The following is a 25,976-nucleotide window of genomic DNA, read 5'->3' as shown; positions in this document are numbered from 1 at the left end:
TGCTGGCGCTATCTGCGGACGCTCCCGGGGGCTCTGCGTGGGCATGGAACTGCTGCTAGCTACTGAGCTGCCAGCTTCTCGGCGCGCTCAACGATGTTGCTCACCAGGAACGCGCGCGTCAACGGGCCTACACCACCCGGGTTCGGGGAGACGAAGCCGGCCTTCTCCCACACGTCCTCAGCCACGTCACCGGCGAGCTTGCCGTCGACGCGGGAGACGCCGACGTCGAGAACCGCGGCGCCTTCCTTAACCATATCGGCGGTGAGCATGTATGCCTTGCCGGCGGCAGCGATGATGACGTCGGCCGCACGGGTCTCCGAAACAAGGTCCTTGGTGCCGGTGTGACACAGCGTCACCGTGGAATTCTCGCTGCGGCGGGTGAGCATGAGGCCAATCGGGCGGCCCACGGTCACACCGCGGCCGATAACCACGACTTTCGCTCCATCCAGCTCCACACCGAAGCGACGCAGAAGGTGGATGCAACCGTTCGGGGTGCACGGCAGCGGGGCGTCCTCGTTGAGCACCAGCTTGCCCAGGTTAATCGGGTGCAGGCCGTCGGCGTCCTTAGCTGGGTCGATAAGCTCCAGCACGCGGTTTTCATCCAAGTGCTTCGGCAGCGGCAACTGAACGATGTAGCCAGTGCAGGCGTCGTCATTATTGAGTTCCTTGATGACGCGCTCGAGTTCCTCCTGGGTAACGTCGGCAGGCAAGTCCTTGCGAATCGAGTTGATGCCGAGCTTCTCACAGTCGCGGTGCTTCATCTTCACGTAAGAATGCGAGCCCGGGTCATCACCCACCAGGACCGTAGCCAGGCCCGGGGTGATCCCCTTCTCCTTGAGGGCGGCCACGCGCTGGGCCAGGTCCTCAAAAATCTCGTCGCGGTACAGGTTGCCATCTAGTTTGGTAGCGCTCATGCCCACCATCCTAGACTGATGCCTATGAGCAGCCTGCACATCGTCTTCGACAACCCCGTGATCCCCACCAACACCGGCAACGCCATCCGCACCGCCGCCGTCACGGGCGCGAGCCTGCACCTCATCGAGCCACTCGGCTTCAACTTCGAGGACAAGCACCTCAAGCGCGCCGGCCTGGACTACCACGACCTGGCAGATCTCAAGATCCACAAAGATTTCGACACCTGCATGGAGGCCCTCCCCGGCGCGCGGGTCTTCGCCTTCACCACCCACACGGATAAGTGGTTCACGGACGTCGAATACCAGGAGGGTGACGTCCTCCTCTTCGGCACCGAACCGACCGGACTGCCGGAGGAACACGCCTTCCACCCGCGCGTGACTGAACGGGTGCGCATTCCCATGATGCCGGCGCGGCGCTCGATGAATTTGTCCAACGCGGCGTCGACAGCCGTGTACGAGGCCTGGCGGCAGCTCGGCTTCCGTGGCGCGATCTAAACGGTCGCAAGGAACATGGAGCGTGCCGTACACTGCCATTAGCTGTGAACAGCCTGCTTGTATCCTGTCCTCGCTACCGAAAGTGTCTGTATGGCTCTCCACACCACCACTGCTTCTCTGGGCCGCAACCGTCTTCTCGCGGCCCTCAGCGCCGCGGTACTGCTTACTAGTTGTTCTAACACCGATGCCGGGTCCGCATCTGACTCCCAAACCACCACTGAAAACTCGGTTGGGGCCGAAATTTCGGAGATTCTCGCTGCCCCCACAACGCCTACTGCGACGTTGAAAAATATAACTTCGGCCAGCACTTCAACGAATCGCCAGCAGCAAAACTCAGCTGAGCCGCCAGTGAGGCGGTCCGTAATCGACCCAGGAAACGATGCTTCCGGCCAAAGGGGGCGCGACGACAACCGAGGCATCTACTATCACAACTCTGTTGACTGGGAATGGCTAAAACAGCCAGGTGGAATCGTCCCTGGCGGAAGAATTGTCAACGAGACCAGAAATGGCACGTGCTCAACAGGTTTTCTCGCTTCCAAGGGAGAGCGCTTATTCATCATTACCGCAGGCCATTGCGGTGATCTCGGGGACCAGTTTTATGTGAGCGATGCACAGAACAATTGGTCTTACGTGGGAGAGATGGTCGAGTCTTACCTTCAAGAGTCTGCCGACGGAGGCATCTACGGCACTGATATCGGCCTCATCGAAATTACGGGCGACGCCCGCTATAGATCTACCCTCCCGCTCGATCTGCCCATGCAGGGATGGATCACACCGCAGGAAGCACAGCAAAGAAACATGATCATTTGTCGGCTCGGTGCAACGACCGGGTACTCGTGCGGTGAGTTTGAAAGTATTGGCAACGGCGGCCTTTTCTACTTTCGAAATATCTCTGATCGCGGCGATTCGGGCGGCGCGATCTTTGCGGTGGATGACTCCGGAGTGTGGGCGCTAGGAGTCAGTTCCAACGTCTCCGATAGCAACAAGACTCTTCTCGGTGCCATGGAGATCGGCAGCGCCATTAATCACTGGGGGCTGACCATCCACGGATAGCTCTAGCGCTTCCGTGGCGCGATCTAGTAAGTAGCGGCACAATAAGGGTGATATCCACCAGGAAGGAGCCCACCATGTCGAGTTTGCGCCCGCGTCTTGATGCCCTGATTGACCGCGTCGAGAAGGCCACCGCCGAATACACCGAACCTATTGCCAAGGTTGCGCCCAATCACCGCCCCGGCGCGGTCAACTTGGTGCGCTATATGGCACTGCGTTCCCAGGATGCGGTGGAGGTCCAAGAAGGCCTCAGTGCGCTGGGCGCGACGAGCCTGAGCCACCCGGAGCCGGCGGTGCTGGAGCGCCTGCATGCGGCGCGCAACGTGCTCGATGCTTTCGACGGCCAGGCTCCGACCTACCCCATGCAGGCCATCGCCACCGCCTATGCGGATGCTGACGACATCCTCGACGCGAACACCGAGGCGCTCCTCGGCCCGACACAGGAGGGCACCCATGCCCGCATCATGGTGACTCTTCCGTCCGAAGCCGCCGAGGATTACGACCTTGTTCTGGGGTTTGCCCGCGCGGGCATGGAGCTGGCCCGCATCAACTGTGCCCACGACGGTGAGGCCGCCTGGGAGAAGATGGTCGAGCACGTCCACCGCGCCGCCGCGGAGGTGGGTCGCGAGATTCTCATTTCCTGCGATATTGCCGGCCCCAAGGTGCGCACCGGCGCCATCGAGCCGGGGCCGCGAGTGGTTCGGGTGCGCGGCGAGCGCTCCGCGGCGGGTGAATTGTTATCCCCGCCGACGCTGGTGCTTTACGACGTCCCCCAGGCCGAGAAAGCCCAGGAGGTGGCGAAGGGGGCGTCGGCAAGCGTGGCTCGCCCGGCCATCGCCGTAGAGGTTGACGGCGCGTGGCTGACCGATCTGGAACCGGGCAGCGAGGTGCGTTTTACCGAGGCTCGCGGCCGTTCGCGGTCCTTCACCGTGGAGTCTGTAGAGGAGGACGTGGCGGTGCTGCGCGGCGAGCGCAATTGCTACCTAGCGGAGGGTACGGTGCTCAGCCACGGTGCCGAGACGACACAGGTGCGCGGGGTTCCCGCACTAGAGCAGAAAATTCGCCTCCACCGCGGCGATGAACTGGTGCTAAGCACCTCGCAGGAGCCGGCGCGGATTGCGGAAGGCGAAGTGACAACGATTGGCTGCACCATCCCGGAGGTCGTCACCGCGCTCGAGGTGGGGCATGCCGTGATTTTCGATGACGGCGCCATTTCGGGCCGCGTTACCGAAATCCGCACTCAGGGCGAGGACCGCGAGGCCGTCATTGCTATTGAGCACGCTGGGCCTAACGGCACCAACCTGGCAGCGTATAAGGGCATCAACCTTCCGGAGACCGACATCCCGCTGCCCAGCCTCACCGAGGAGGACATTGCGGCGCTGCGTTTCGTCGCCACGCACTGCGACATCGCAGCGGTGTCCTTCATCCGCACACCTGCTGACGTTTCCTTCCTCTACGACACCCTCGACGACATCGCCGCCGCACAGGAGTCCGAGGACATGGCGCAACGCGTGCGCAACCTGGGCGTCGTGCTCAAGATCGAGACGGTGCCCGCATATGAACAGCTGGGTACTGTGCTGCTGGAGGGCATGCGCCACGAGAAGTTCGGCATCATGATTGCGCGCGGCGACCTCGCCGTGGAGCTGGGCTTTGAGCGCATGGTGCAGGTGCCAGGCCGCATTATGAAGGTGGCTGAGGCTGCGCACATTCCGGTGATCATGGCCACGCAGGTGCTCGAGACACTGGCGAAGACCGGCCTGCCCTCGCGCGCGGAGATTACCGACGCCGGCTATGCACTACGCGCCGAGTGCGTCATGCTCAACAAGGGCCCGCATATTACGGAGGCCATCCAAATTCTTGACCGGATGTCGCGCAAGCTCGGCCGCTCGCGCCTGAAGAACCGCCAGATGCTGCGGAAGGTGGGCAGCTGGACGCAACCGAACGGCTAACACGTGACGCGACTGCGTCACGTGGTGAGGATCACCTAAAAAGTGCACGTCAGAAGTAGGTAATTTCTTCTTTACTTAGGGTAACCTATATTGGAACGCACGATAGGAAGAAGGCCGACCGATATGTTGTCTGGGTGCCCACGGCAGACTGCCGACGCCATCCCCATGGGATGTTCCGTGACCTTGGGTAGCGAATGCATTTCCTGCACCTGCGATGCCGCCTTGGCAGTGCGCTTGGGAGAGCTGGGCATCCGTCCCGGCGCCACGCTGACCATGGGCCCACGCGTGGCCGGCGGTGCGCGCGTTGTATCGGTGGGCAACTGCCGCTACGCCATCGATAAAGCAACGCTTAAGGCCATCGAGGTCTAGCTTATCCATGGCCTCCTCCCCTAGCTGCCACGGCGATCCGGGCGGCGCGCTCGCCCCTGCTGGCGCGCCCATCCTCGCCCTTGTCGGCTCCCCCAACTCTGGTAAATCCACCCTGTTCAACGCCCTGACCGGTGCGAAAGCGCAGACCGGCAACTGGCCGGGAACCACGGTGGAGGTCAGCCGCGGTGCGTGGAAGCTGGGTGATCGCACCGCCGATCTCATCGACTTCCCCGGCACGTATTCACTCGATCCGTTGAGCCCAGATGAGGCGCTGACTCGCGCCATGCTCATCGAGTGCGCGGGGGACGAGCGCCCCGATGCCGTCGTCGTGGTCGTCGATGCCACCGCCGTTGCCCGTGGCCTCAACGTCGCGCTCCAGCTGGCAGAGCAGCCTTATCGCCTCATCATCGCCCTGACGAAAACTGACGTTGCGCTCAATCAGGGCCAGGCGGTTGATGCCGCAGCGCTCGCCGAGGCCACGTCGATCCCGGTGGTGGTTGTGGATGGGCGTAGGAGGGAAGGCGTCGAGAAGCTGCGCGAGGTCGTGCTCGAGTCTTTGGCTCACCACCCGGTGCAGCTGCGTGAGAATACCGGGCTGGAGGGGCGCTTCGCGGAGCTGGACGCGGCGGCGAAGGCCTCGGTGAGCGAGGTCGAGCACGCCACTCCCCTTTCGCACCGACTCGATGCCGTGGCACTCCACCCGGTTGTGGGTCCCTTGCTGTTTTTGGCCGTCATGTGGCTGGTTTTCCAGATCACCACGACGGTGGCCGCTCCCCTTCAGGACGGATTGGAGGCGTTGGTCTCCGGGCCGCTGAGCGATTGGGCTCGGGCGGGGCTTGAGGCCATCGGCCTGGGTCACCCCCTCATTACGGGCCTGCTTGTCGACGGCCTCATTGGCGGCGTCGGCATGGTCCTCACCTTCGCCCCGCTCATGGCGCTGATGTTCTTGTGCTTGGCGGTGCTGGAAGATTCCGGCTACATGGCACGCGCGGCGGTGGTGACGGATCGCCTGATGCGGGCCATTGGCCTGCCGGGCAAGGCCTTTATCCCGATCGTCGTGGGCTTTGGCTGTAATGTGCCCGCGATTTCGGCCACGCGCGTGCTGGGCAGCCCGCGCCACCGCATCATGACTGCGCTGCTCATCCCGTTTACGTCATGCTCGGCACGCTTGGTGGTGTTCGTGATGCTCTCGGCCACGTTCTTCCCCGACCATGCCGGCAGCGTGGTGTTTCTTATGTACGTCATCTCGATTGCGCTACTCGTACTCGTGGGCTTGGCGCTGCGCAAGACTCTGTGGCGCGCGGTTCCGGAGGAAGCGCTGGTCATTGACTTGCCGACATATCAGCTGCCCACCGCGCGGTTGGCGCTGAGCGTCATGTGGACGCGCTTGAAGGGGTTCTTGAACACTGCCGGCGGCATCATCGTGAGCACGGTGGTCGTGGTGTGGCTACTCATGGCCATCCCCGTCGGCGCGGCCGTACACGACACCACCTTGGGCGAGCCTCCGGCCCCGGAGGATTCTGCTTACGGCGCAGTTGCCCACGCCATCGCTCCGGCCTTTGCTCCGGCAGGCTTCGATTCCTGGTCCCTGGCCGGCCCGCTGGTCACCGGTTTCGTGGCCAAGGAGGCACTGATTTCGACATGGGCACAGACTTACGCCGTCGACGATGTCACCGATGCTTCCGCCGAAGAGCAATCCCACAGCGCGCTCAGTGACCACGTGCGTCAAGATTTCGAGCAGGCGTCCGGCGGCCATACCCTGGCAGCGGTGTGGGCGTACATGCTCTTCCTTTTGGCCTACACTCCCTGCGTGGCCACGATTGCGGCGCAGCGCCGCGAGATTGGTTGGCGATGGACGCTTTTTGGCTTCGGCATGCAGCTTGTCACCGCGTGGGTGCTGGCCGTGGCAGCCTTCCAAATTTTGAAGGTGTTTATCTAATGCCTGCCTCCCCCATTCAGGCCGTGCAAGGAGCTATCGAATCTGGCGTGCGCTCGCGTGCCGCCATCGCCCAGGAGACCGGGCTAGAACCCGGCACGGTGGATCTCATCCTGGACCACCTCACCGCTTCCGGTGTGCTCGACATGGAGCCGCTGGGCTCCTGCCCCGCGGGCGGGTGCGGGTCCTGTTCTTCCGCCTCCGCCTGCGCGGGCCCCAGCAGCACCCGCGGGCCGGTGCTGCTTAAGCTTCGCCGCCCTGCGGACCGCTAATCGGCCCCTCCAGAGCCGGCAGGCGGCGGGTGCGCAGGCGGGTGAGGAGCTCGGAGGCGTCGGCAGGCGTAAGGTCCTGACCGGCCATCCTGACTGGGCCCGCGACGAGGTCGAAGCGCACGGTGCGCACGCCGGCGAGGTGGCTCAACGGCCCCACTTTCAGCGTGAGCTCCTGAATGTGCGGGGTGCCAATTACCATGACGCGGCGGTTGATGCGTCCGCGGTGGACGATGGCGACCGGCTGGGGTTCATCCACCAACGTCACCGACTGCTGCGCGCGGTCAACGGGGCTGACCCACGTCGCGCGCCGCGGCGAGGTGTACGTGGGCTGCGTGTGTCCTTCGGGTCGGGCGTAGTCCTCAATCTGCGTGCGGTCCAGGTCTGAAACGAGCGCCAGCAGCTCCAGTGCCTGCTCGCGGGTACCTACCGGCAAGATACGCGTGGAGCCCGACTGTTTTCCGCTACTCTTCGCGCCATAGCCTGCGACCGACACGTGCACCTCGTACCAGCCAAACATCCGCCACAACAGAGGCTGGCTGACCCGAACACCGTGGATGCGATTGATGCGGATGGTCTGGCGGCGGCGGTCGGCGAGGCCGTAGGAGATGTTGAGGGAGTTGGAGGGGGCGTCGTGAAGCGCGGTGAACGTCCACGAGGAATCCACCAGGCTCCACACGCGCCCCACATAGCCCACGATGACCGGCAGAAGCGCCGTCCACATGCCAGGAATGAAGAGCAACCCACCGATGAAGATCGCGGTCACGAGCGTGGGAAGACGAAACAGCTCCGCAAGAAGCGTGCGCAGGATAGGAATCTCCGGAATCAAGGCATCCGCGGCGGGTTCTTCCTCTACCTCCACGCTCGGTGCAGTTGCCGAGCCCCCTCCGTGCGTGCGGCGCAGCAATTCTTCACGCAGCTCTTCCGCCTTCGCCTTGGACAGGTACTCGATCTTGATGACGGATGACCTACCGCCAGCGGTCTCCACGCGCACCGTAGCCAATCCCAGCAAGCGTGCAATGACGGATTCCACCACATCCACAGCCTGAATGCGCTCATAACGCGCGGAGCGGAATGACGTGGAAATAACACCATGCCGTAGTGCAATTTCATCCTCGGTGAGCTTGTAGCCCAACTTGCGCCACCAGATGCTGGACACCAGCCAGATGACCGCGCACAACAGCACAAAGCCACCGATACCGAGCAGCGTTCCGCGGCCAACCTCACCTAGGTGACCACCTTGCAGGTAGGACAGAACGTCGGAGAGCATCGAGGCGTTGATATTGAGAACAAAGACGGCCACCAGGGCTAGAATCAGCGACCAAAAGCGCAGCAGCGGGGTGAGGCGATGGACGCGGGTGTAGCCGTCGACGTCGACAAGCGCGCGATCCTTCACAGTCCGCTCATCCTCTCACGTGCCTTGATGGCGAGGCGTTCGCGCAATGCGTCGGCGTCAACTGCGGGTAGGCCGGGGATGGTGGCATCGCTGCTTGGCGACGCCGTATGCAGCTTCACCTTTTTCAGTCCCATCGCCCGTTCCACGGGGCCGGCGGTGACGTCGACGAACTGGATACGGCCATAGGGAACGACGGTGAAGGTGTGCCAGATTTTGCCGCGGGTGACTAAGAGTTCGTCTGCGGTCTCCTGCCAACCTAGGTTTTTCACCTGCGCGGGAATGAGCCAGAGCTCATACAGCGCCCACACAACGAGTGCGCCGGCCACCCAGTAGAGCCAGTCCCAGAAGAAATATGCAGCGGCTGCTGCGAGGGCGGCGAGGATAATATCCCAGCTCAAATTCGTGATGTAGCGGGCCTTGGTGAGCTTAGGCGATACCGGATTCATGCCACCATTTTAACACGGACCCTTGACAAGTCGTTGGGTTTATACAACACTGTGATGCATGTCCCCAAAGAAAAAGCCCACACGCCCATTATTTAACCGGGTGCGCGTGCTCCGCGTTGAACGGGACATGACGCGCGCGCAGCTTGCCGAGATGATTGGGGTCAACCCCCAAACCATCGGCGCGCTCGAACGCGGCGACCACTCCCCCAGTTTGGATCTCGCTTTCAACATCTGCGAAGTCTTCAACCTGCCTGTGGAAGCCGTATTCTCCCGGACCGAATTCACCCCTATGTCCTCCGAAATCTACCGAAAAGGATAAGCCACACATGTCCGCCCCTATTCCCGATTCAGTAAAGACCCGCAAGCGCTACATCACCCTGACCGACCTGTCCGCCGGCCTCATCATCCTTTCCCTCCCCCTGCAGTTCTGGGACCTGTTCACCTCACTGATGGTGGCCGCCCTCGGAACGCTGCTGTGCGCGCTCATGACCGCGCGCCTGCGCACAACCATCAACTCGGCAGACCTGCCCACAGCGGAGCTCGATGAGTACCAGATGCAGCAGCACGTCGAAGCGCGCGACGATGGCCTCAAGTACTCCCTCGCCGCACTTGTCATCCTGCTGCTGGTCACCGGCGTCATTAGCTGGGGAGCAAGAACCATGCCCATCATGGATGGCGTGTTCGTCTCCTTGCTCTACTTCAAACTCATCCTGCTCTTGCTGGTGTGGCTGCCCTTCTCCGTGGCGCGCTCCCTCGCCGGAAAGATGAACCGCGACGAACTCATCTCAAAGGAGTAGACCACTTAGCGGAAGTCCCGCGAGCCGCGCGAGAGCGCCTCACCGAAAGCCAGCGGCTCCAGCTGGTCCGCGGCAACGGTGACCGCGCCGGAGGCATTCTGTACGATTCCGCGTACGATGAGCGCAGGAGCTGTCCGAGCCGTCACCTTATCCCGGGCCCACAAGCCAGGCGAGACCATCACGTTCATCAACCCGGTCTCATCCTCCAGGCCGAAGAAGACCACGCCACCTGCAGTCTGCGGGCGCTGGCGGTGCGTGACCACCCCGGCAATGCGCACGCGGGTGCCGTCCTCCACGCCTGGCAAGTCTGCGGCACACAGTATCCCGCGGTCTCGCAGCACCCCGCGTGCCTGCTCCATCGGCTGCTGGTTATGCGTCACGCCGGTGCTCGCCACGTCCGCTGCCATGAGCTCGAACGCGCTCATCCCAGGCAAGGACGGCGCCGTGATGGCCGACAGCCCCGGCAGCATCCCCTCTCGCTCCGTCGCAGCAACGCCCGCTTGCCACAGCACTTGGCGCCGCTCCACTCCAAAGACATCCAGGGCCCCCGCCACCGCGAGGGCCTCCACGTGATCGACGGTGAGGTCGGCGCGACGGGAGAGATCCGGAACGCTAGCAAACGGCGCGGCCGCCTCAATGCGATCAGCGGCCTTATCGCCCAGCCCCTTGATGAGGTTGAGCCCCAAACGGATGCGCACCTGGCCATCCTCCCCCAGCACGGCACGGGCTTCACGGCCCGAATCGTTGACAGTGGCCGGCAGCACCTCCACACCGTGGCGGCGCGCATCCTGGATGAGGGACTGCGGCGAATAAAAGCCCATCGGCTGCGCGCGCAATAGGCCCACGCAGAACTGCGCCGGATAGTAGCGCTTAAACCACGCCGAAAAGTACACCAAAGAGGCAAAAGACTGCGAGTGGGACTCCGGGAAGCCATAGGCGGCAAAAGCCACAATCTTGGTCCACAGCTTGTCCGCGACCTCCCCGGTAATCCCGTTGGTCTCACACAATCCGTCATAGAAGCGCTGCTTGAGCGCGGCCATCCTCTCCGGCGAACGCTTCGAGCCCATCGCGCGGCGCAGGTCATCGGCCTCTGCACCGCTAAAACCGGCGGCATCGACGGCAATCTGCATCAGCTGCTCCTGGAAAAGCGGAATGCCCAGCGTCTTGCCCAGGGATTTCTCCAGCACCGGATGGTCATATTCCACCGGCTCTTTACCATCGCGGCGCCGCAGATAAGGATGCACCGACCCGCCCTGGATGGGGCCGGGGCGAATGAGCGCGACCTCCACCACGAGGTCGAAGAAGACTCGCGGCTTCAGCCTGGGCAGCGTACTCAGCTGCGCGCGCGATTCCACCTGGAACACGCCCACCGCATCCGCGCGGCAGAGCATGTCGTAAACTTCCGGATCCGCCAGGTCCAGCTCCCACAGATTGACCTTCCGGCCCGTGGTCTCCTCCACTAAGTCCATCATGTGATGCAGGGCCTCGAGCATACCCAAGCCCAGCATGTCGAACTTCACCAACCCCGCCGCGGCGCAATCGTCCTTATCCCACTGCAGCACCGAACGGTTCTCCATGCGCGCCCATTCCACGGGCACGACATCCGCAATCGGCCGGTCACACAGCACCATGCCACCAGAGTGAATACCCAGGTGGCGCGGCTGGCCGAGGAACTGTTCGGCTAAGGATTCGACGTCGCCAGGCGCGGGCGCAATCCCCTTCGACCACGCATCGGCCGAGCCTTGCGGGTAGCCCAACGCGCGGGCGGCATCCCGCAGCGCGCCTTTGCGACGGTAGGTGATCACGTTGGCCACCTGCGCGGCACGCTCGCGGCCATGCTTGGCGTAGACGTACTGGATAACCTCCTCGCGCCGCCCGGATTCAATATCAATATCAATATCCGGCGGGCCATCACGGTCCGGGGACAAGAAGCGCTCAAAAAGCAGGCCGGCGGAAATCGGCTCCGCATTCGTAATCCCCAGCGCGAAACACACCGCCGAATTCGCCGCCGAGCCACGCCCCTGGCACAGGATGTTCTCCCGCCGGCAAAAATCCACGAAGTCGCACACAATAAGGAAGTAACCCGGAAAACCAAGCTGCTCGATAACATCCAGCTCGTACCGCATCTGCTCCCATGCCCTGTGCCGAATTTCCTCGGGGCGCGTGGCATAGCGCGCTGCCGCGCGCTCGAAGGTGAGATGCTCGAGCCACGACATTTCGGTGTGACCCTCCGGCACATCGAAATCCGGCAAGTTGGGGGCGAGCGCCTCCCAGGTGAAGCTGCACTCCTCCAGCACCGTGATGGTTTCCGCGATGAGTTCTGGCCGGTCTGGAAGCAATTGCGCCATCTGATCCCCAGAGCGCAGCCAGGGAGAGCCCATGGGGTGGGAGTTGGGGGAGGCGTCGACAAGCGCGAGGCGCTGGGCCAGCGCAAGCTTGGCCCCAGCCAGCCTGGCACGGTCCCGCGTAGCCGCAGCGGGCCGGGCAGTGGCAATGGCGCGCGGAACGGGGAGATTATCCAGCGCCGCGTGGTGGTCGGCGTCCTCCGGAGTTTGGGTACAGGAGTACTCCAAAACCATGCTGTCTATTTTAATTCTTTCGATCAAAAGATCGAAATGCTCTGCCCATTCCCACCCCACAAGGAAGAAACAATGCTCCTGCAACTCCGCCGCAATATCCGCCAACGGCGGATAGGACACCGCGCCCTTCTCCCCCGCCTCCATGCGCGCGCGGGAGATAAGCCGCGACAGACGGCGATAACCCTCCGGAGTGCGCGCCAGGACGGTCAGCGGAGCCGGATCAAGACTGAGCTCCGCGCCAAAAACGGCAGGCAGCCCCACCTTAGCGGCCGCCTCCGCAAACTTCATGAGGCCATAGAATCCATCCCTGTCTACCAGCGCCATTCCCTGCAAGCCCAGCTCGACGGCGCGCGCTACAAGCTCTTCCGGCTCGGACGCGCCCCGCAGGAAGCTATAGGAGCTCACCGCATGCAACTCCGCGAAGGGCACAGTAGAGTGCCCCACCCTCGGCTCATCCGTGGGCTGCGGCAGATGGTCCACCGATACCGGAATGGGCCCCGGGCGGCCGGACAGAATCCGCTCCACGCGGGACCACGGCAGCGCTGCACCCCCGTTGAACCTCATAGCCCCACACCCTAAATTAGAACAATAGTTCGCGTCAAGGTTTTCGTTGAACAATCACCGAAATAGACAAAGCGGTTCAATCATTGCTAGTTTTCGAGCAGTGTAATCACCTGCGGCATCCCTGCATGCCGCACAAACAATGAAGAAGGGACACTAGACCCATCATGAGCATCCGTCGCGCACTCGCTGCCACCTCCGCAGCCGTCATCGCCGCCACCGGCCTGGTTGCCTGCTCCTCCGACTCCTCGGACTCCGCTGAGTCCAAGGACTCCGGCGAGGCCATCACCAAGGACTCCACCATCACCATCGGCACCACCGATGCCAACATGGAAGAGTGGGCTGTCTTCCAGGACCTGGCCAAGGAGGCCGGCTACGACGTAAAGCTGGAGAACTTCGCGGACTACAACACCCCGAACCAGGCTCTGGATCAGGGTCAGCTGACCGCTAACAAGTTCCAGCACCTGCAGTTCCTCGCTAAGTACAACCAGGGCAACGGCACCGACCTCGTTCCGCTGGCATCCACCGAGATTTACCCGCTGGCCATCTACTGGAAGGACCACGAGGATCTCTCTGACGCCGAGGGCCAGGAAGTTGCCATCCCGAATGATTCCACCAACCAGGGCCGCGCTATCGGCCTGCTGGCTCAGGAAGGCCTGGTTACCCTCAAGGAGGACAGCCCGCTGATCCCGACTCCGCTCGACATCGACGAAAAGAAGTCCAAGGTCACCGTCACCCCAGTCGACGCCGCCCAGACTCCGGCCGCGTACGGCGAGGGCAAGCCGGCCGTCATTAACAACTCCTTCCTGGAGCGCGCCGGCATTGACCCGAAGTCCGCTGTTGCGCAGGATGACCCGAACTCCACCGAGGCCGAGCCGTACATCAACGTATGGGCCGTACGTGCAGAGGACGCAGACAACGAGACCCTCCACGAGCTGGCCAAGCTGTGGAAGGATCCGAAGGTCACCGAAGCTGTCCTGAAGTCCTCCGGTGACACTGCCGTGGCTGTGGACCGCCCGCAGGAGGAGCTCCAGGAGATTCTGGACCGCCTCGAAGAGGAAGCCTAAGCTCCCCTCTACTCCACATGTCCCCCCGCGTTCACGCTGAAGTGCGTGGCCGGGGGATTTGGCCGTTACACACGATTCACATAACCCCACAAGGACACCCACGTGACTGACTACTCTGGCGCCCACCGCGGCACCCGGATTGAGTTCCACAACATCACCAAGGTCTTTAAGAACAAAAAGACCACTACTAAAGCACTCGACAATGTCTCCCTGACCGTCGAGTCCGGCGAAATTGTCGGTATCATCGGCTTCTCCGGCGCAGGTAAGTCCACGCTGGTGCGCATGATCAACGGCCTCGATACCCCAACGTCGGGAGAGCTGCTTCTCGACGGCACCAATGTCGTCGGTATGCCCGAAAAGCAGCTGCGCGGCATCCGCCGCAACATCGGCATGATCTTTCAGCAGTTCAACCTCATGTCCTCACGCACCGCGGCGGGCAATATTGAATACCCGTTGAAGCTGCAGGGCGTCGACAAGCAGGAGCGTAAAAAGCGCGTCCAAGAGCTGCTCGATTTCGTCGGCTTGTCTGACAAGGGCGATAACTACCCGGAGCAGCTCTCCGGTGGCCAGAAGCAGCGTGTTGGCATTGCCCGCGCATTGGCGACGCAGCCTTCGCTGTTGCTTGCGGACGAAGCCACCTCCGCCCTCGACCCCACCACCACACACGAGGTCCTCGACCTACTACGCAAGGTCAACCGCGACCTCGGCATCACCATCGTGGTCATTACCCACGAGATGGACGTCGTGCGTTCCATCGCCGACAAGGTCGCCGTGATGGAAAATGGCCGCGTCATTGAGGACGGCAGCGTCTACGAGGTCTTCTCTCACCCGAAGACGAGCGTGGCCGAGAAGTTCGTGGCGACGTCGCTGCGCAACACCCCGGACATCGTCGAAGCCGATGACCTTCTCGCTCACGAGGGCCGACTGTTCACCATCAACCTGACCGAGAAGTCCGGCTTCTTCGACGCTGCCGGCAAGCTCGGCGACAAGGGCGTATCCATCGCCGTCGTCCACGGCGGTATTACGACCCTGCAGAAGCATTCCTTCGGCAAGCTCACCGTGCGCCTCAACGGCCCGGCAGAGGCCATCGAAGAATTCTACGCCCACATGCAACGCACCACCGAGATTGAGGAGATTCAACGATGACCGTCACTTACCTCGCGGAGGCCAACTGGGACCGTCTAAGTGGCACGCTTGTCGACGCCATCAAAGACACCCTCATCATGGTCGCCACCACCATGGTGCTCGCCGGCCTCATCGGCCTCGTTCTGGGTATCTTGCTCTACACCACCCGCCCAGGCGGCATCCTGCAGAACAAGGTTATTTACTTCATCATCAATATCCTGGTGAACTTCATCCGCCCGATTCCGTTCATTATCTTGCTGGCCTTTGTCCAGCCACTCACGGTGGCGGTGTTGGGCAGTTCCATTGGCCGCGGACCAGCAACGTTCGTCATGGTCATCGCTGCAACCTTTGCGGTGGCGCGCATCGTGGAGCAAAACCTCGTGGCGCTGGATCCGGGCGTCATTGAGGCGGCCCGCGCCATGGGCGCCTCACCGTGGAAGATCATCACCACAGTCATCGTGCCCGAGGCTCTCGGACCGCTGGTGCTGGGCTACACCTTCCTGTTCATCGGCATCGTCGACATGTCCGCCATGGCCGGCTACGTCGGCGGCGGCGGCTTGGGTGACTTCGCCATCGTGTACGGTTACCGCGCCTTCGAGTGGGAAGTCACCGTGGTGGCTACCCTCATCATCATCGTGCTCGTGCAGGCAGCTCAGTTCTTCGGCAACTGGCTGTCAGCGAAGATTATGCGCCGCTAGCCGTGTCGCGTCCTACCTACGTGTCGCGTCGAAAGACGCGACACGCAACATAAAAGCGAGAGGTCTTTGGCTCGTCTCCGCAGGAGGAGACGACGCCGGAGGCCTCTTTTTCTTCCAGCTCTACGTCCCACGCACGGCCATCAGCATGGCGCACGGTGACACTGTCCTCCGCAGCAGCCTCAGCTGCTGCGTCGACGTGGAGGTCGCCGTAGTGGAGGGTTTCGGGGACGTCGAGAAGCATCCGCGCCACCGCAAGTTCCGCCACCTGGCTCTGCGGTGTGTTCAGTCCCGAGCCGCGGTTCGCTGGGTAAAAGTACTCGCCGCGCAAAGCTTTGCCCACGAGCTCGCGGCCGGCCTCCACGTTGAGGCGCCCGAAGGAATAACCCCACGGCATGAGCAGCACCGACGGCGCGAAGCGATGGCCCTTGGTGTGCGAGGTCTCCCACACCGTCTCCTCGTACTCACAGGCCAGCGACGCCGCGAGCGGGCGACCCTTCACCGCGCAGCAGGCATCGCGCTTGGCGTGAGTACACACCAGCACTAGCGGCAGGCACGTGCCGCGCGGGTTCTCCAAGTCGAGGTCGAGGATGTCCTCCGGGCCGTTGAGGATGTAATCCTGCACCAGGCCCTCGCGAGCCCAGACCACGAAGCAGCGGAAATGACCCGTTCCGCGCTCCCGCCCGGCGCGTCCAGGGCGGCGGATGAGCTGCAGGCCGGCCACGCCCTTAAGCTTGGCCTTGAGCTTTTCGGTCAAGCCGGGGCCGAACGTGTGGCCGTCAAGCACATCGCGGGACCAGGCCGCGGGCCACTCGAAGAGAACATAGACGGATTCTTGCTTAGCGGTACCAGCCAGGGGTTCGACCTGGATGTCAGAGCAGAAGGTCATGGCGCCAGTTTAACTGTCATCACTTCTTTCACAACAATGTGGTTACGATGTTCACTTCGGTGCTAGGAATTTCTCTACCGGCAGCTACGCTCGGGGGTATGCCGAAACACACTCTCTCGCGCGCAGCTGCCTCCGTGGCAGCACTCGCTGTATCGAGTGCGCTCGTGCTGCAGGGCTGCTCCGCGTCCTCTGACGACGCCTCCGCCCCCACCGCCACGCTCGACGCCTCCTTGTCTGGAGCCTCCACCTCAACCGCCACCGTCACCGCCGCTCCGGCCCAGAACGCCACGGCCCCAGCCGGACTAACCCCACTGGGCGATGCCAACTTGGAGATGAAAACCCTCCGCCCGCCGGCACCCTCCGAGCTGGTCGTGACGGATGTGCGCGTGGGCAAGCACGATAACTTTGAGCGCGTCGTCTTCGAATTCGTCGGCAATGGCTCACCGGGCTGGCACATCGATTACACCGACTCCCCCGCCCAGCAGGGATCTGGCAACCCCATCTCGTATGAGGGCTCAACGGCTCTCGACGTCAGCATCGACGGCACCGCGTACCCATTCCAGCTCGACATGGAAGACCCGAACATCGGCACCGTCAAAGGCGCTGGCGGCATGGTCACCCAAGTTGTCAGCGGCGGCACCTTTGAGGCGCGTTCGCAGTTCGTCGTCGGGCTCGACGGGCGCCACCCCTACTCCGTCCAGGTGCTCAAGGCGCCAACACGTCTGGTTATCGATATCCAGAATTAGGTATACGTCGCCTCCACGGACCAGCGCCCGCCTGCCCACACAAGAAGCCAGGCGCGCTGGCCGTTCTCGTTGTCACCGACCACTTGCAGGCGCGCGCAGCGCTGCGCCTCGTTGGGGTCCCACCATCCGGTGTCCACTGGCCAGGGCCCGGCCCACCCGGTGACGCGGTAGCGGTGACGGCCCCAGCCCAGGCCCGCGGGCTCGCCGGAGAGGAGGGCCTCGGCGGTGACGATGATGTCGCGCGCGGAGGCGTCGATAAGCCGAATGCGCGCGGCCGGGTGCGCCAGGCTCGCCGGCAGCGGCGCGGGGATGCGCCCTGGCCACGTGCCCTCCGGGGCGGGGTCACGCTGCTCGCCGTAGGGAACCAGCTCGATACGCTCGGCCACCCCGCGCCCAGCCGCCGGCCGCGGCTGCAGCACACGGTCCACCCCCAGCTGGGACTGCACCCGCGCAATGACCCGTTTGGCCTGCTCAGTCGATTCACCCGCGCCCCACAGCACGCCATCCCCGGGCGGGGCGACTTCCACCGGCTCCAGCACCAGCTTCTCCACACCCCCACCCTCGCCCGCCCGCGCACTACTCAGCCACCCATCGAGCTGCCAGCGCACGCGGTCTGCCGTGGCGGCTTCACTCAGCGCTTCCTGGGTGCGCCAGATACGCTCCAGGCGCGTGCCGCCCTCGAATTCGGCGATGACCCGCAGACGCACACAGATAAGCCCCGCATCATCCAATGCCGCGTGCAGTCGCGCCGCCAGCTGGCGCGCGGCGAAGGCCGCGGCATCCACGCGCTCAAGCGGTTCCTCGAAGGCCTGCTCCACGCCGAGGTCAGGCCGCTGAAGCTCCGGAGCTACTCGCCTATCCGGCGCGGCGGAGGCCACCGCGTGGCAGCGCCGCCCCGCCTCACCGAAACGCGTGGTGACCTGCCGCAGTGGCAGGCGCGCCAGCTCACCCAACGTGCGCACGCCGAGACGATGAAGAGTATGGACCACCTCGGGCGGGCAGCCGAGCGAGACTTCCGCAGCCAGCAACCCCACCGGTTGCTCCGCCAGAAACTCCCGCGACCCACCTTCTGGCACCACCGCGCCGAGGTTCTCGTGGCGCGCGGCAATGAGCGCGGTGGCAATCTCGTCTGCGACGCCGACGGTGGCGTCGAGGTGGGCTCTGGAGGAGGCGTCGACAAGCATCTCCACTGCCCTATCTTCGCTTCCGTGGAAACGCCCCGCCGCGCGCGCATCCACAATAACCAGGCCGGGGCGCAGGACCTCCACCGAGGACGCCACCGCATCAAGCCCCGCGGCAATCCCTGCGAAGACTGCGCCATCGCGGTCCGGGTTAGCCTCCTCCACGCGCACATCCGGCAGCACCGCCTGGGCCTGGCGCACGCGCATGCCGCGGCGCACCCCGGCCCGGCGCGCCGCCGCGTTACACACTGCCACGTGGTACTGGGAGGCAATCACACACGCTGCCCTGTCGGCGTCCTGCAGCGCCTGGATGGGCCAATCCGGGAACCACAGGGCCGCGACTCTCATACCACCTCCAAGCGTGGCCGCTCAGCGCGTTCGCCGCAGGTGAGGATCCCACGACGCGGGCGCGTGCTTTTCGACGCCACCCGCACCTCAATGTCCACTCCCCTAATACGCCCCACGCCGCGGCCCACGCCGCGCACCGCCACGACGTCCGCACCAATTTCCGTGGCCGTGCCCGGCAGCCGCGCACCGACGGTCAGCAAAGCCGCCTGACCGCCGCGCACCTTGGCCAGCACTGGGCGTGCTCGCGTGGGGCTCAGCTCGCCGAGACCTTTGTGCACGACGAGGTCCAACCCCTCACATAACACACCGGTCACCGCCCACGGCTCCGCCCCTGGATCGGGCACAACGATAACCCGGGAGACATCCCCCTCCTCGGCCACCTGTGCGAGTGAAAGGTCTGGCCAGCCCACGATGCCCACATGTCCGCCCGCCGCGCTAACATGACTCACGAGATCCACCACTAGGGCCGCACATTCCGCGCATGCCGTAGCCTGCTTTCGGGGAAGCCCACCGCCAGGGAGCAGGGATGATAGCACATCGGGAACGCCAAGGATTTCCACCTCGGGCTGGACATCCACCGCCACATCTGGCGTTTCCAAACGCTGAATCTGGGCACGCAAAGCCGCAATGTGGTCGGCCCGTGAGCCACCCGCTAAGCGAACACCCGTTTGATTCATGGCTCCATTATGAACCTCCCACCGGACACGCGCAATTGCGCTGGTAGCGTAAGGCGGCATGAACCCCCTCCACGCGCACACCACCCCCATCCCCACCCCGCTGTGGGTACGCCTCGGCGCCTCACTGCTGGCCGGTGCCGCCGTGGCGGTAGGTACAAGCCGCATCCACTTCGGCCTCGCGCTGGGGCTGAGTCTGGTCTTCATCCTCGCTGCCTGCGCGGTGGTACTTCTGCACCCCTACCGCCAACGCATGCGCGAGTTCGCCGAGGACCACAACGTCTCCCCACTGCCCTCCATAGCTCAGCTTCTACCACTCATGGTGCTGTGGTTAGCCATCATGGTCGCCCCGCTCATCGCCCTCCCCACATGGGGCAGCGTGCTCGTGGGAGTCCTTGTCGGCGGGGCCGCGTTCGTGCTTTTCCCGCACGTGGACGGCTCCCGCAAGCTCGCCTACGCCTAACGCACCTTAAGCCAAATCGTGCGACGTAGCCCAACGGGTGAGCTGGTGGCGGTTGGACTGCTGCGTCTTGCGCAAAATGTTGGACGCGTGCGTTTCCACCGTCTTCACCGAAATAAACAGCTGTTTGCCAATTTCGCGGTACGTATAGCCGCGAGCGAGCAGCCTCAAGACCTCCAGCTCGCGCCGCGTGAGCGCATCCACCACTGGGTCTTGGCCTTCCTCAGGCTCTGGCGCAGGAGCACCGGAAGCAAAAGCATCGAGGACAAAGCCCGCCAGGCGCGGGGAGAAATACGCGTCCCCGCTGTTGACCTGCACTATCGCTCGGGCCAGGTCCGAGCCGGAAATATTCTTCGTCACGTAGCCGCGCGCGCCCGCCCGAATCAGCGCAATCACATCCTCCGCCGCATCCGACACGCTCAGAGCCAGATACACCGGCCGCGAGGGCTGGTTGGCCGTCGCGTTAATGACGGCAAGGCCGCCGCCGTCGGGCATGTGGACGTCGAGAAGCACCACGTCCGGGGCAGTGCGTGCAATGCCCTCCAGCGCCTCGGCGACGGTCCCGGCGTCGCCCACGATCTCAATCTCCTCCGACGCCGCCAACTCGGCGCGCACGCCCGCACGGAAAACGGAGTGATCATCAACCAAAAAGACCTTCACCATGCTCATAACGCTACCGCCAGCTCCACCTCGGTGCCTTCCCCTGGGGTCGAGGAAATCCGCACCCGCCCACCGACGCTCTCCACGCGCGCGCGAATACTGTCACGAATCCCGTGCCTATCAGCGGGAATATCCTCCACGTCAAAACCCACCCCGCGGTCGCGCACAAAGATGCTCAACTCGCCCGCCAACAGCTCCGCGTACACATCCACCGCACCCACGCCCGCATGTTTCCCGGCGTTGACCATCGCCTCGCGTGCTGCCTGAATAAGCAGCTTCGCAGACTCCGTCAGCTCCGCATCCTCGCCCACCGTCACGGGAGAGACCCGCAGGTCGAAAAGGTCCTCTACCTCCCCACACGCCGCCTCGAGGGCGCCGAAGCAAGTGGTGGGGGCGGCGGAGGGGGCGTCGAAAAGCCAGGCCCGCAGCTCGCGTTCTTGGGCACGTGCCAAGCGAGTCACCTCACGAGGTTCCTCCGCCCGCTTCTGAATCAGCGCCAGCGTCTGCAGCACCGAGTCGTGCAAGCGGGCGGCAATCTCCGCGCGCTCTTCCGATACCGCCTTCGCCGCCTGTTCCTGCGACAGCGACCGCCACAGCTTCAGCACCAGCGGCACCACCAGCGCGCCAAAGCCCACCAGCGTCAGCGCCGTGGCCACAATCGCCGAGCCCGATCCGCTCTCCCACGTCACCGCCGCCACCACGACGCCACCGAGCACCAAGGCGGCACCGGCTGCCACGGCGACCAACCCCACCGGTGTGTTCAGCCCTCGGTCGTAGGCCAACCACGCCAACACCGCGCCGATGGCCACCACTGCCAACGGCACCGCCGCGCTTGGCGACGCCCCCGACACCCCCAGCACGCCCACCGCACTGCCCGCCAGCGCCAGGGCCACCAACCCGAGGGAGAGGGGGCTGCGGCGGGAGGAGGGGGCGTCGTCAAGCGCAGGCGTGAAGATCCACAGCCCCGCATAGGCCAACGCCCCTACCCCACCCAGCAGGGACAACGCAGTCAAGGCGATGCGCACGGAGAGCACCGGAACCTGCAGATGCCGCGCAAGCCCCGCAGCCACGCCGGCCACCACGCGGCCAGACAGGGGGCGCGCCATCACGGGATAGGGCGCCGCGTTCTCTGCGGGCACATAGGGCGAAGTCATACTAGCTATAGTCCCACGCTCCACCCCTCGGGCACATCGGGGACAACCCTGAGGTCGAAAAATCAGGGCGATTACCGATACCGCCACAAGGCCCCACGCGGCACCATAAAAGTATGACGAAGAACAACACACTCAACCAGATGTGGGCGACCCGCCCCGTCCGCCTTCCCAAAAAGCAGGGCGGCGACTCTCACATCGCGGGTGTCTGCGAAGGCATCGCGGTGCGCTACCAGGTCGATCCCACGCTCGTGCGCGTGGCCTTCGTGGTCGCCGCGCTCGCCTTCGGCGGTGGCATCGCCGCCTACCTCACCGCGTGGGCGCTCATGCCGCGCTTTGGCTCACCCTACTGCCCGCTCGATGCGGCCCTGGGCAAGGACGGTGTTAAGGAGGAGCAAGAGCTCGGCTGGATCCTCATTGTCGGTGTCCTTCTTACTTTTAGCTCCGGCCCGCTGCTCCTCAGCGGACAATCCCTCGCAGGCCTTCCACCCGCTGTGCTGACCTTCGGGCTGCTGGCGCTGGCGTGGTACGCCCTTCATCAGCGCGAGCCGCTACCGCCCAGCGGGCTGTTGGCCACTGAGCAGCCGGTGCGCGAGGAGCCAGTCGATCTCACGTCTTATACTCCGGCAGACGGCCACCCCTTCCCGCCAGGCCGCGCGGCCCCGCCGTCCTGGGATCCGCTCGGCGTGGTACCTGAAGCTTGGGACCTACCGGAGCCGGGTCCGCGGGAAGAACCGACAAAGAAGCGCGGTTCACAGTGGGCTGAGGGCGCAATTGCGCTAGGTGCCGTCGGCGTCGCTTTGACGATTGCTTTCCTGGGAGTCACCTTCGTCACCGAGGCTGACGACGAGTCCGGTTTCAGCGCCCGCTTCAACGTCGGTTCTCAACACATCGCGCCCACCCATGAAGATGAGCTCGAGGACTACTACGACCTGGGTATTGGCACCTCAACAGTGGATTTGAGCCAGATTAAAGAGCTTAAGGCCAAGCACGACGTCACCATCGACATCGGCATCGGCAGCGTCGAGGTCATCCTCCCGAAGGACATCCCTGTATCACTCACCTGTGATGGCGGCTTGGGAGAAAGCAACTGCACCGACCGCCATGACCCCGGCGCGCTGCTGAATATCCGCATCGACCAGGGCATCGGCGAGCTCACGGTCACTGGCTAGACTTGCCTGCATGATTCACTTCGGCAACGACTACCACCGCTCCGCTCACCCCCGCGTCCTTGATGCCATCGCGGGGGCGGCCGGGGCTTATGCCGGCTACGGCGCCGACGAGCTGTGCACCCAAGCCGCCGAGCGTATCCGCACGGCGTATCAGGCGCCGAACGCCGAGGTACATTTCATGGTTGGTGGCACGCAGGCCAACGCCACCATCATCGCCCATCGCCTGCGCCCCTGGGAGGGTGTTATTGCGGCGGATAGCGGGCACATCTCCACTCATGAAACGGGCGCTATCGAACGCACCGGACACAAGGTCATCACGCTGCCGAACCAGCTGGGAAAGATCACCGCCGCGCAGGTTCGCGCGTGCGTGGACGAGTACCGTGCCTCCGGGGTGGAGGAGCACATTCCGGAGCCGGCGTTGGTCTACATCACCCAGCCCACCGAGTTCGGCACGGCCTATACCCGCGCGGAGCTGGTGGCCCTGCGCGAGGTCTGCGACGAGTACGAATTGGGCCTGTTTGTCGACGGCGCCCGCCTCGGCTACGGACTTTCCGCTTCAGATATCACCCTGCCGGACCTAGGCGCGCTTGTCGACGTCTTCACCATCGGCGGCACCAAATGCGGCGCTCTCTTCGGCGAGGCCATCGTCTTTCCCGCGGGCGCACCGCGTTTTCGCAACGCGATGAAGCAACAGGGCGGCCTGCTGGCCAAAGGCTGGTTGTTGGGCGCGCAGTTCGACGCCCTCTTTAGCGCTCCCGCTACCACGCCTGAGGCCGCATCCGCCCACACTCTTTCTGAGGCTAACTCCGGCAAGGAGACAGCCAGCACGCTCTACGAACACATCTGCGCCCGCGCCAACGCCCAAGCCCAGCGCATTGCTGCGGCTTTTCGCGCAGCTGGCATCGACATGCTCTTCGATTCCCCCACCAACCAGCAATTCGCACTGCTGACCCGCGAGCAAGAAGACACGCTCTCGCAGCACTTCGTGTGCCAGTTCTTCGAAGAACACGAAGGGCTACGCGTGGTGCGGTTGTGTACGGCGTGGTCGACTGCGGAGGGGGACGTCGATAAGCTCTGTGCTGCGATTTCTGCGCTCGGGTAGCGAGGTGGCTCGGCCTGGTTTAGGCTGTGGGCTATGCAACTGGGGGGTTACATTCAGGCACTAGCGCATGGACTCGACGTGGTCGAGCAATGCGCCGATGTCTCGCGCGCGCAGCTGGTGCAGATGGGCGCGCGGCCGGACTTCGCGGAGAAGCTGCTGCACCTGCACGCGGTGTATTTCGGCGACACTATGTTCCGCTCTCGGCAGCGCAAGGCGCGCCGCACGCGGCACGACGTCTTTACGCTGCTCGATATTGAGCGCTATTGTTCTCGCCTCAAGGCGCGCAAGGCCTGGGAGCTGCGCCAGCTGCTCGCCGCTACCCCGCGGGAGAAAATCCCCATGGTGGCGAAGGCAAAGCTCAAGGAATGGCGCCCTCCGAAGGACCCGAAACCGGGTGTGCGTGTGACGCGCCGGGAAGGCCGCAACCACACGCTGAGCATTACGGATTCCTCGTTGAGCATCTCCAGGATGCTGGCCGTGCTGAAGACCACCGATAAGGATTTGCTCACCGCAGCGCACACCGTCTTCCGCGGCGGGGGTGGCTCGGGCCAGAAGCTCCAGTCCAACGTCATCGTGCGCCTCGATGAGCTGGACCGCATCGTCGACGGCGATGGCGAGGAGATTGAGCTTCAGCTCACCAACGGTGCCACGATGACCGGCGCGGACTTTGTGCGCGAGGCGCTTGCCGACGTCGGCCTCATCACCCTCGTCCATCCCCACGCCGGCCCCGTCAACTTGTACATGGCGAGCCGCTTCGCCAGCCCGAAGCAGCGACTTGCCTTGTCCGCGGAGCATCCCACGTGCGCGTGGCCGGGCTGCAACGCGCCTGCCGACGAGTCCCAGATCCACCACCTCACCCGCTTCCAAGACGGCGGGCCGACCAATATGGCCAATATGGTGCCGCTGTGTGCGTATCACAATGCGGTCAACGACGATGACCCCGAGCGCCCCACCGGCCGCGGACGCCTCGATCGCATTGACGGCCGCGTGCACTACCTGCCGCCGTGGGCCGGACCGCCGGTCCCGATTCCCAGCCCCGCGCATCCGCCTCCCGACTCTTCGCCTGAAGCTATGGCTAGCTCGCGGCCGCATGACAGTGGGGCGCCCCCTGACCCGCCGCCGGATTCAGGAGAACCGCCCACGGGCTAGCCGCCCCGTTCCCCGTAGTGTCGAGCCCCGCGGTGTTAACCTGCGCTGGACTCCAGCCGCTCGCTGAGAAATCTTCTCGGCGTGCGGCTACTCGTGCGCGCCTTCAACGCGGGTATGCCTGCACACTGGCCCGCCTCAGGCTGCCGAGTGCCCTAGTGTGGGGAAGCATGACCCGTTTATCGTTGTTTCCTTGGCTCCTGCACGTCGCGATGTTGACCGCATGCGCCACGCCGGTGCCCGAAACGCCGAAAGACTCTACCGCGGCGTGTGAGACGGAGAATGCGTTTTACCACCAGCGCTACGGGCTCGGTGCGGAAGGCGTCACGGCGCTGCGAAGCGACGCCGTACCGCGCTTCTACTTCACCGTCACCGAAGGCGGTTTTGACCCCTGTGCACCGCTGAGTTACTCGGTGCTCACCGGTTCCTATGGCGACCTCGAGAAACCGAACGGGATTGTGGCGTCAACAGCCCAGGGTCTCATCGTCTGGGATGGCCCGAACCCCTTGGCTAACACGGGCGTAACAGCAGCAAGCATCGAAGACGTACAGGTGATTGGCGCCGACACCCTCCGCGCCACCTTCGGCCGCCGCGCCGGCGCTACCGCTGAAGGTGTCACCGAGCGCGCCACCGTGCAGCTCCAAGTTCAAGGCGACCAGCTCGTCCCTGTCGGTGGTGATGTCGAACTCTATGTCAGCATCATTGGTGAGACCCCCACCATCATCCCCTAACAAAGGAACGAAAACGCACAACGCGGCCGAGCCCCATTCCTCAAGGGCCCGGCCGCGCACCGTCGCGA

Annotated in this window: 26 protein-coding genes; 17 read left to right on the top strand and 9 right to left on the bottom strand. The window is 64.0% G+C overall.

The annotated features are described in order from the left end of the window. Positions 1–59: 59 nt before the first annotated feature. Complete coding sequence (locus tag CSING_RS02730; RefSeq protein WP_042529495.1) at positions 60–914, bottom strand: bifunctional methylenetetrahydrofolate dehydrogenase/methenyltetrahydrofolate cyclohydrolase; 855 nt, start codon at positions 912–914, stop codon at positions 60–62. Between the two features lie 24 nt (positions 915–938). Here CSING_RS02730 and CSING_RS02725 point away from each other — a divergent pair, with 24 nt between their 5' ends. The 6 genes from CSING_RS02725 to CSING_RS02700 all read left to right on the top strand — a co-directional run bounded on the left by CSING_RS02725 (position 939) and on the right by CSING_RS02700 (position 6,985). Continuing rightward, on the top strand, positions 939–1,409 hold the full coding sequence (locus CSING_RS02725; protein ID WP_042529493.1) for a tRNA (cytidine(34)-2'-O)-methyltransferase: 471 nt from the start codon (positions 939–941) through the stop codon (positions 1,407–1,409). Positions 1,410–1,499: 90 nt separating this feature from the next. Then, the gene (locus CSING_RS13990) at positions 1,500–2,462 is read left to right on the top strand and encodes a chymotrypsin family serine protease (protein ID WP_042529491.1); all 963 of its coding nucleotides are present in this window, start codon (positions 1,500–1,502) and stop codon (positions 2,460–2,462) included. A gap of 74 nt (positions 2,463–2,536) precedes the next feature. Continuing rightward, positions 2,537–4,408 carry a pyruvate kinase gene (locus tag CSING_RS02715; RefSeq protein ID WP_042529489.1) on the top strand — a complete coding sequence of 624 codons (1,872 nt, stop codon included), beginning with the start codon at positions 2,537–2,539 and terminating at the stop codon, positions 4,406–4,408. Between the two features lie 177 nt (positions 4,409–4,585). Further along, positions 4,586–4,777 (top strand): FeoA family protein, encoded by a 192-nt coding sequence (locus CSING_RS02710; protein ID WP_236684014.1) that lies wholly within the window; start codon positions 4,586–4,588, stop codon positions 4,775–4,777. A gap of 7 nt (positions 4,778–4,784) precedes the next feature. Beyond that, positions 4,785–6,716, top strand: coding sequence for a ferrous iron transport protein B (feoB, locus tag CSING_RS02705; RefSeq protein WP_042529485.1), 1,932 nt, complete (start codon positions 4,785–4,787; stop codon positions 6,714–6,716). Beyond that, on the top strand, positions 6,716–6,985 hold the full coding sequence (locus CSING_RS02700; RefSeq protein ID WP_042529483.1) for a FeoC-like transcriptional regulator: 270 nt from the start codon (positions 6,716–6,718) through the stop codon (positions 6,983–6,985). Before feoB ends, CSING_RS02700 begins: the two co-directional genes overlap by 1 nt. Here CSING_RS02700 and CSING_RS02695 read toward each other — a convergent pair. Further along, positions 6,957–8,378, bottom strand: a complete 1,422-nt coding sequence (locus CSING_RS02695) for a PH domain-containing protein (protein WP_042529481.1) — start codon at positions 8,376–8,378, stop codon at positions 6,957–6,959. The two genes, CSING_RS02700 and CSING_RS02695, sit on opposite strands and share 29 nt — an antisense overlap. Then, positions 8,375–8,824 (bottom strand): PH domain-containing protein, encoded by a 450-nt coding sequence (locus CSING_RS02690; RefSeq protein WP_042529479.1) that lies wholly within the window; start codon positions 8,822–8,824, stop codon positions 8,375–8,377. Before CSING_RS02690 ends, CSING_RS02695 begins: the two co-directional genes overlap by 4 nt. A 58-nt stretch (positions 8,825–8,882) precedes the next feature. Between CSING_RS02690 and CSING_RS02685 the strand changes: the two genes are divergently transcribed. Further along, positions 8,883–9,143 (top strand): helix-turn-helix transcriptional regulator, encoded by a 261-nt coding sequence (locus CSING_RS02685; RefSeq protein WP_042529477.1) that lies wholly within the window; start codon positions 8,883–8,885, stop codon positions 9,141–9,143. Positions 9,144–9,150: 7 nt separating this feature from the next. Continuing rightward, positions 9,151–9,621, top strand: a complete 471-nt coding sequence (locus CSING_RS02680) for a hypothetical protein (RefSeq protein ID WP_042529475.1) — start codon at positions 9,151–9,153, stop codon at positions 9,619–9,621. Positions 9,622–9,626: 5 nt separating this feature from the next. Here CSING_RS02680 and CSING_RS02675 read toward each other — a convergent pair whose 3' ends face one another. Beyond that, positions 9,627–12,764 (bottom strand): error-prone DNA polymerase, encoded by a 3,138-nt coding sequence (locus CSING_RS02675; protein ID WP_042529473.1) that lies wholly within the window; start codon positions 12,762–12,764, stop codon positions 9,627–9,629. A gap of 164 nt (positions 12,765–12,928) precedes the next feature. Between CSING_RS02675 and CSING_RS02670 the strand changes: the two genes are divergently transcribed. The 3 genes from CSING_RS02670 (at position 12,929) to CSING_RS02660 (ending at position 15,651) form a co-directional block, all read left to right on the top strand. After that, complete coding sequence (locus CSING_RS02670) at positions 12,929–13,828, top strand: MetQ/NlpA family ABC transporter substrate-binding protein (RefSeq protein ID WP_042529471.1); 900 nt, start codon at positions 12,929–12,931, stop codon at positions 13,826–13,828. A gap of 102 nt (positions 13,829–13,930) precedes the next feature. Next, positions 13,931–14,974, top strand: a complete 1,044-nt coding sequence (locus CSING_RS02665; RefSeq protein ID WP_042529469.1) for a methionine ABC transporter ATP-binding protein — start codon at positions 13,931–13,933, stop codon at positions 14,972–14,974. Beyond that, the gene (locus CSING_RS02660; RefSeq protein ID WP_042529467.1) at positions 14,971–15,651 is read left to right on the top strand and encodes a methionine ABC transporter permease; all 681 of its coding nucleotides are present in this window, start codon (positions 14,971–14,973) and stop codon (positions 15,649–15,651) included. Before CSING_RS02665 ends, CSING_RS02660 begins: the two co-directional genes overlap by 4 nt. 16 nt (positions 15,652–15,667) lie before the next feature. Here CSING_RS02660 and CSING_RS02655 read toward each other — a convergent pair whose 3' ends face one another. Further along, positions 15,668–16,537 carry a sucrase ferredoxin gene (locus CSING_RS02655; RefSeq protein ID WP_042529465.1) on the bottom strand — a complete coding sequence of 290 codons (870 nt, stop codon included), beginning with the start codon at positions 16,535–16,537 and terminating at the stop codon, positions 15,668–15,670. A 98-nt stretch (positions 16,538–16,635) separates the two neighbouring features. On the opposite strand from CSING_RS02655, the gene CSING_RS13715 reads away from it, so the two are divergent. Continuing rightward, a complete protein-coding gene (locus CSING_RS13715; RefSeq protein WP_042529463.1) occupies positions 16,636–17,283 on the top strand; it encodes an AMIN-like domain-containing (lipo)protein in 648 nt (215 codons plus the stop codon). Here the strand turns inward: CSING_RS13715 and CSING_RS02645 are convergent. After that, entirely contained in the window at positions 17,280–18,812 is a 1,533-nt protein-coding gene (locus tag CSING_RS02645) for a DNA polymerase Y family protein (protein WP_042529461.1), read from the bottom strand. The genes CSING_RS13715 and CSING_RS02645 overlap by 4 nt on opposite strands. Further along, complete coding sequence (locus CSING_RS02640) at positions 18,809–19,489, bottom strand: hypothetical protein (protein WP_042529459.1); 681 nt, start codon at positions 19,487–19,489, stop codon at positions 18,809–18,811. The genes CSING_RS02645 and CSING_RS02640 overlap by 4 nt, the downstream gene beginning before the upstream one ends. A gap of 58 nt (positions 19,490–19,547) precedes the next feature. Between CSING_RS02640 and CSING_RS02635 the strand changes: the two genes are divergently transcribed. Next, the gene (locus CSING_RS02635) at positions 19,548–19,949 is read left to right on the top strand and encodes a hypothetical protein (RefSeq protein WP_042529457.1); all 402 of its coding nucleotides are present in this window, start codon (positions 19,548–19,550) and stop codon (positions 19,947–19,949) included. Between the two features lie 6 nt (positions 19,950–19,955). Here CSING_RS02635 and CSING_RS02630 read toward each other — a convergent pair whose 3' ends face one another. Continuing rightward, positions 19,956–20,609: a response regulator transcription factor gene (locus tag CSING_RS02630; RefSeq protein WP_042529455.1), complete on the bottom strand. Its 654-nt coding sequence runs from the start codon at positions 20,607–20,609 to the stop codon at positions 19,956–19,958. Between the two features lie 2 nt (positions 20,610–20,611). After that, the gene (locus CSING_RS02625) at positions 20,612–21,760 is read right to left on the bottom strand and encodes an ATP-binding protein (RefSeq protein ID WP_084226144.1); all 1,149 of its coding nucleotides are present in this window, start codon (positions 21,758–21,760) and stop codon (positions 20,612–20,614) included. Between the two features lie 113 nt (positions 21,761–21,873). Between CSING_RS02625 and CSING_RS02620 the strand changes: the two genes are divergently transcribed. From CSING_RS02620 to CSING_RS02605, 4 genes are all read left to right on the top strand, one after another. After that, a complete protein-coding gene (locus tag CSING_RS02620; RefSeq protein WP_042529454.1) occupies positions 21,874–22,929 on the top strand; it encodes a PspC domain-containing protein in 1,056 nt (351 codons plus the stop codon). Between the two features lie 10 nt (positions 22,930–22,939). Further along, positions 22,940–24,031, top strand: a complete 1,092-nt coding sequence (locus tag CSING_RS02615; protein WP_042529452.1) for a threonine aldolase family protein — start codon at positions 22,940–22,942, stop codon at positions 24,029–24,031. A 33-nt stretch (positions 24,032–24,064) separates the two neighbouring features. Further along, positions 24,065–25,180, top strand: a complete 1,116-nt coding sequence (locus CSING_RS02610) for an HNH endonuclease signature motif containing protein (RefSeq protein ID WP_042529450.1) — start codon at positions 24,065–24,067, stop codon at positions 25,178–25,180. Between the two features lie 167 nt (positions 25,181–25,347). Further along, positions 25,348–25,908 (top strand): hypothetical protein, encoded by a 561-nt coding sequence (locus CSING_RS02605; RefSeq protein WP_144403099.1) that lies wholly within the window; start codon positions 25,348–25,350, stop codon positions 25,906–25,908. Positions 25,909–25,976: the final 68 nt, after the last annotated feature.

Source organism: Corynebacterium singulare (assembly GCF_000833575.1).
Lineage (GTDB): Bacteria > Actinomycetota > Actinomycetes > Mycobacteriales > Mycobacteriaceae > Corynebacterium > Corynebacterium singulare.
The sequence above is the reverse complement of the archived record's forward strand: the minus strand, read 5'-3'. Positions and strand labels throughout refer to the sequence as shown.

Bases quoted from the DNA above. Each gene is read 5' to 3' on its own strand.
- CSING_RS13990 (WP_042529491.1), top strand. From the start codon at position 1,500: ATGGCTCTCCACACCACCACTGCTTCTCTGGGCCGCAACCGTCTTCTC.
- CSING_RS02715 (WP_042529489.1), top strand. From the start codon at position 2,537: ATGTCGAGTTTGCGCCCGCGTCTTGATGCCCTGATTGACCGCGTCGAG.
- CSING_RS02675 (WP_042529473.1), bottom strand. From the start codon at position 12,764: ATGAGGTTCAACGGGGGTGCAGCGCTGCCGTGGTCCCGCGTGGAGCGG.
- CSING_RS02630 (WP_042529455.1), bottom strand. From the start codon at position 20,609: ATGGTGAAGGTCTTTTTGGTTGATGATCACTCCGTTTTCCGTGCGGGC.
- CSING_RS02615 (WP_042529452.1), top strand. From the start codon at position 22,940: ATGATTCACTTCGGCAACGACTACCACCGCTCCGCTCACCCCCGCGTC.
- CSING_RS02610 (WP_042529450.1), top strand. From the start codon at position 24,065: ATGCAACTGGGGGGTTACATTCAGGCACTAGCGCATGGACTCGACGTG.
- CSING_RS02725 (WP_042529493.1), top strand. From the start codon at position 939: ATGAGCAGCCTGCACATCGTCTTCGACAACCCCGTGATCCCCACCAAC.
- CSING_RS02690 (WP_042529479.1), bottom strand. From the start codon at position 8,824: ATGAATCCGGTATCGCCTAAGCTCACCAAGGCCCGCTACATCACGAAT.
- CSING_RS02700 (WP_042529483.1), top strand. From the start codon at position 6,716: ATGCCTGCCTCCCCCATTCAGGCCGTGCAAGGAGCTATCGAATCTGGC.
- CSING_RS02645 (WP_042529461.1), bottom strand. From the start codon at position 18,812: ATGAGAGTCGCGGCCCTGTGGTTCCCGGATTGGCCCATCCAGGCGCTG.
- CSING_RS02625 (WP_084226144.1), bottom strand. From the start codon at position 21,760: ATGACTTCGCCCTATGTGCCCGCAGAGAACGCGGCGCCCTATCCCGTG.
- CSING_RS13715 (WP_042529463.1), top strand. From the start codon at position 16,636: ATGCCGAAACACACTCTCTCGCGCGCAGCTGCCTCCGTGGCAGCACTC.
- CSING_RS02660 (WP_042529467.1), top strand. From the start codon at position 14,971: ATGACCGTCACTTACCTCGCGGAGGCCAACTGGGACCGTCTAAGTGGC.
- CSING_RS02640 (WP_042529459.1), bottom strand. From the start codon at position 19,489: ATGAATCAAACGGGTGTTCGCTTAGCGGGTGGCTCACGGGCCGACCAC.
- CSING_RS02730 (WP_042529495.1), bottom strand. From the start codon at position 914: ATGAGCGCTACCAAACTAGATGGCAACCTGTACCGCGACGAGATTTTT.
- CSING_RS02670 (WP_042529471.1), top strand. From the start codon at position 12,929: ATGAGCATCCGTCGCGCACTCGCTGCCACCTCCGCAGCCGTCATCGCC.
- feoB (WP_042529485.1), top strand. From the start codon at position 4,785: ATGGCCTCCTCCCCTAGCTGCCACGGCGATCCGGGCGGCGCGCTCGCC.
- CSING_RS02635 (WP_042529457.1), top strand. From the start codon at position 19,548: ATGAACCCCCTCCACGCGCACACCACCCCCATCCCCACCCCGCTGTGG.
- CSING_RS02655 (WP_042529465.1), bottom strand. From the start codon at position 16,537: ATGACCTTCTGCTCTGACATCCAGGTCGAACCCCTGGCTGGTACCGCT.
- CSING_RS02620 (WP_042529454.1), top strand. From the start codon at position 21,874: ATGACGAAGAACAACACACTCAACCAGATGTGGGCGACCCGCCCCGTC.
- CSING_RS02685 (WP_042529477.1), top strand. From the start codon at position 8,883: ATGTCCCCAAAGAAAAAGCCCACACGCCCATTATTTAACCGGGTGCGC.
- CSING_RS02605 (WP_144403099.1), top strand. From the start codon at position 25,348: ATGACCCGTTTATCGTTGTTTCCTTGGCTCCTGCACGTCGCGATGTTG.
- CSING_RS02680 (WP_042529475.1), top strand. From the start codon at position 9,151: ATGTCCGCCCCTATTCCCGATTCAGTAAAGACCCGCAAGCGCTACATC.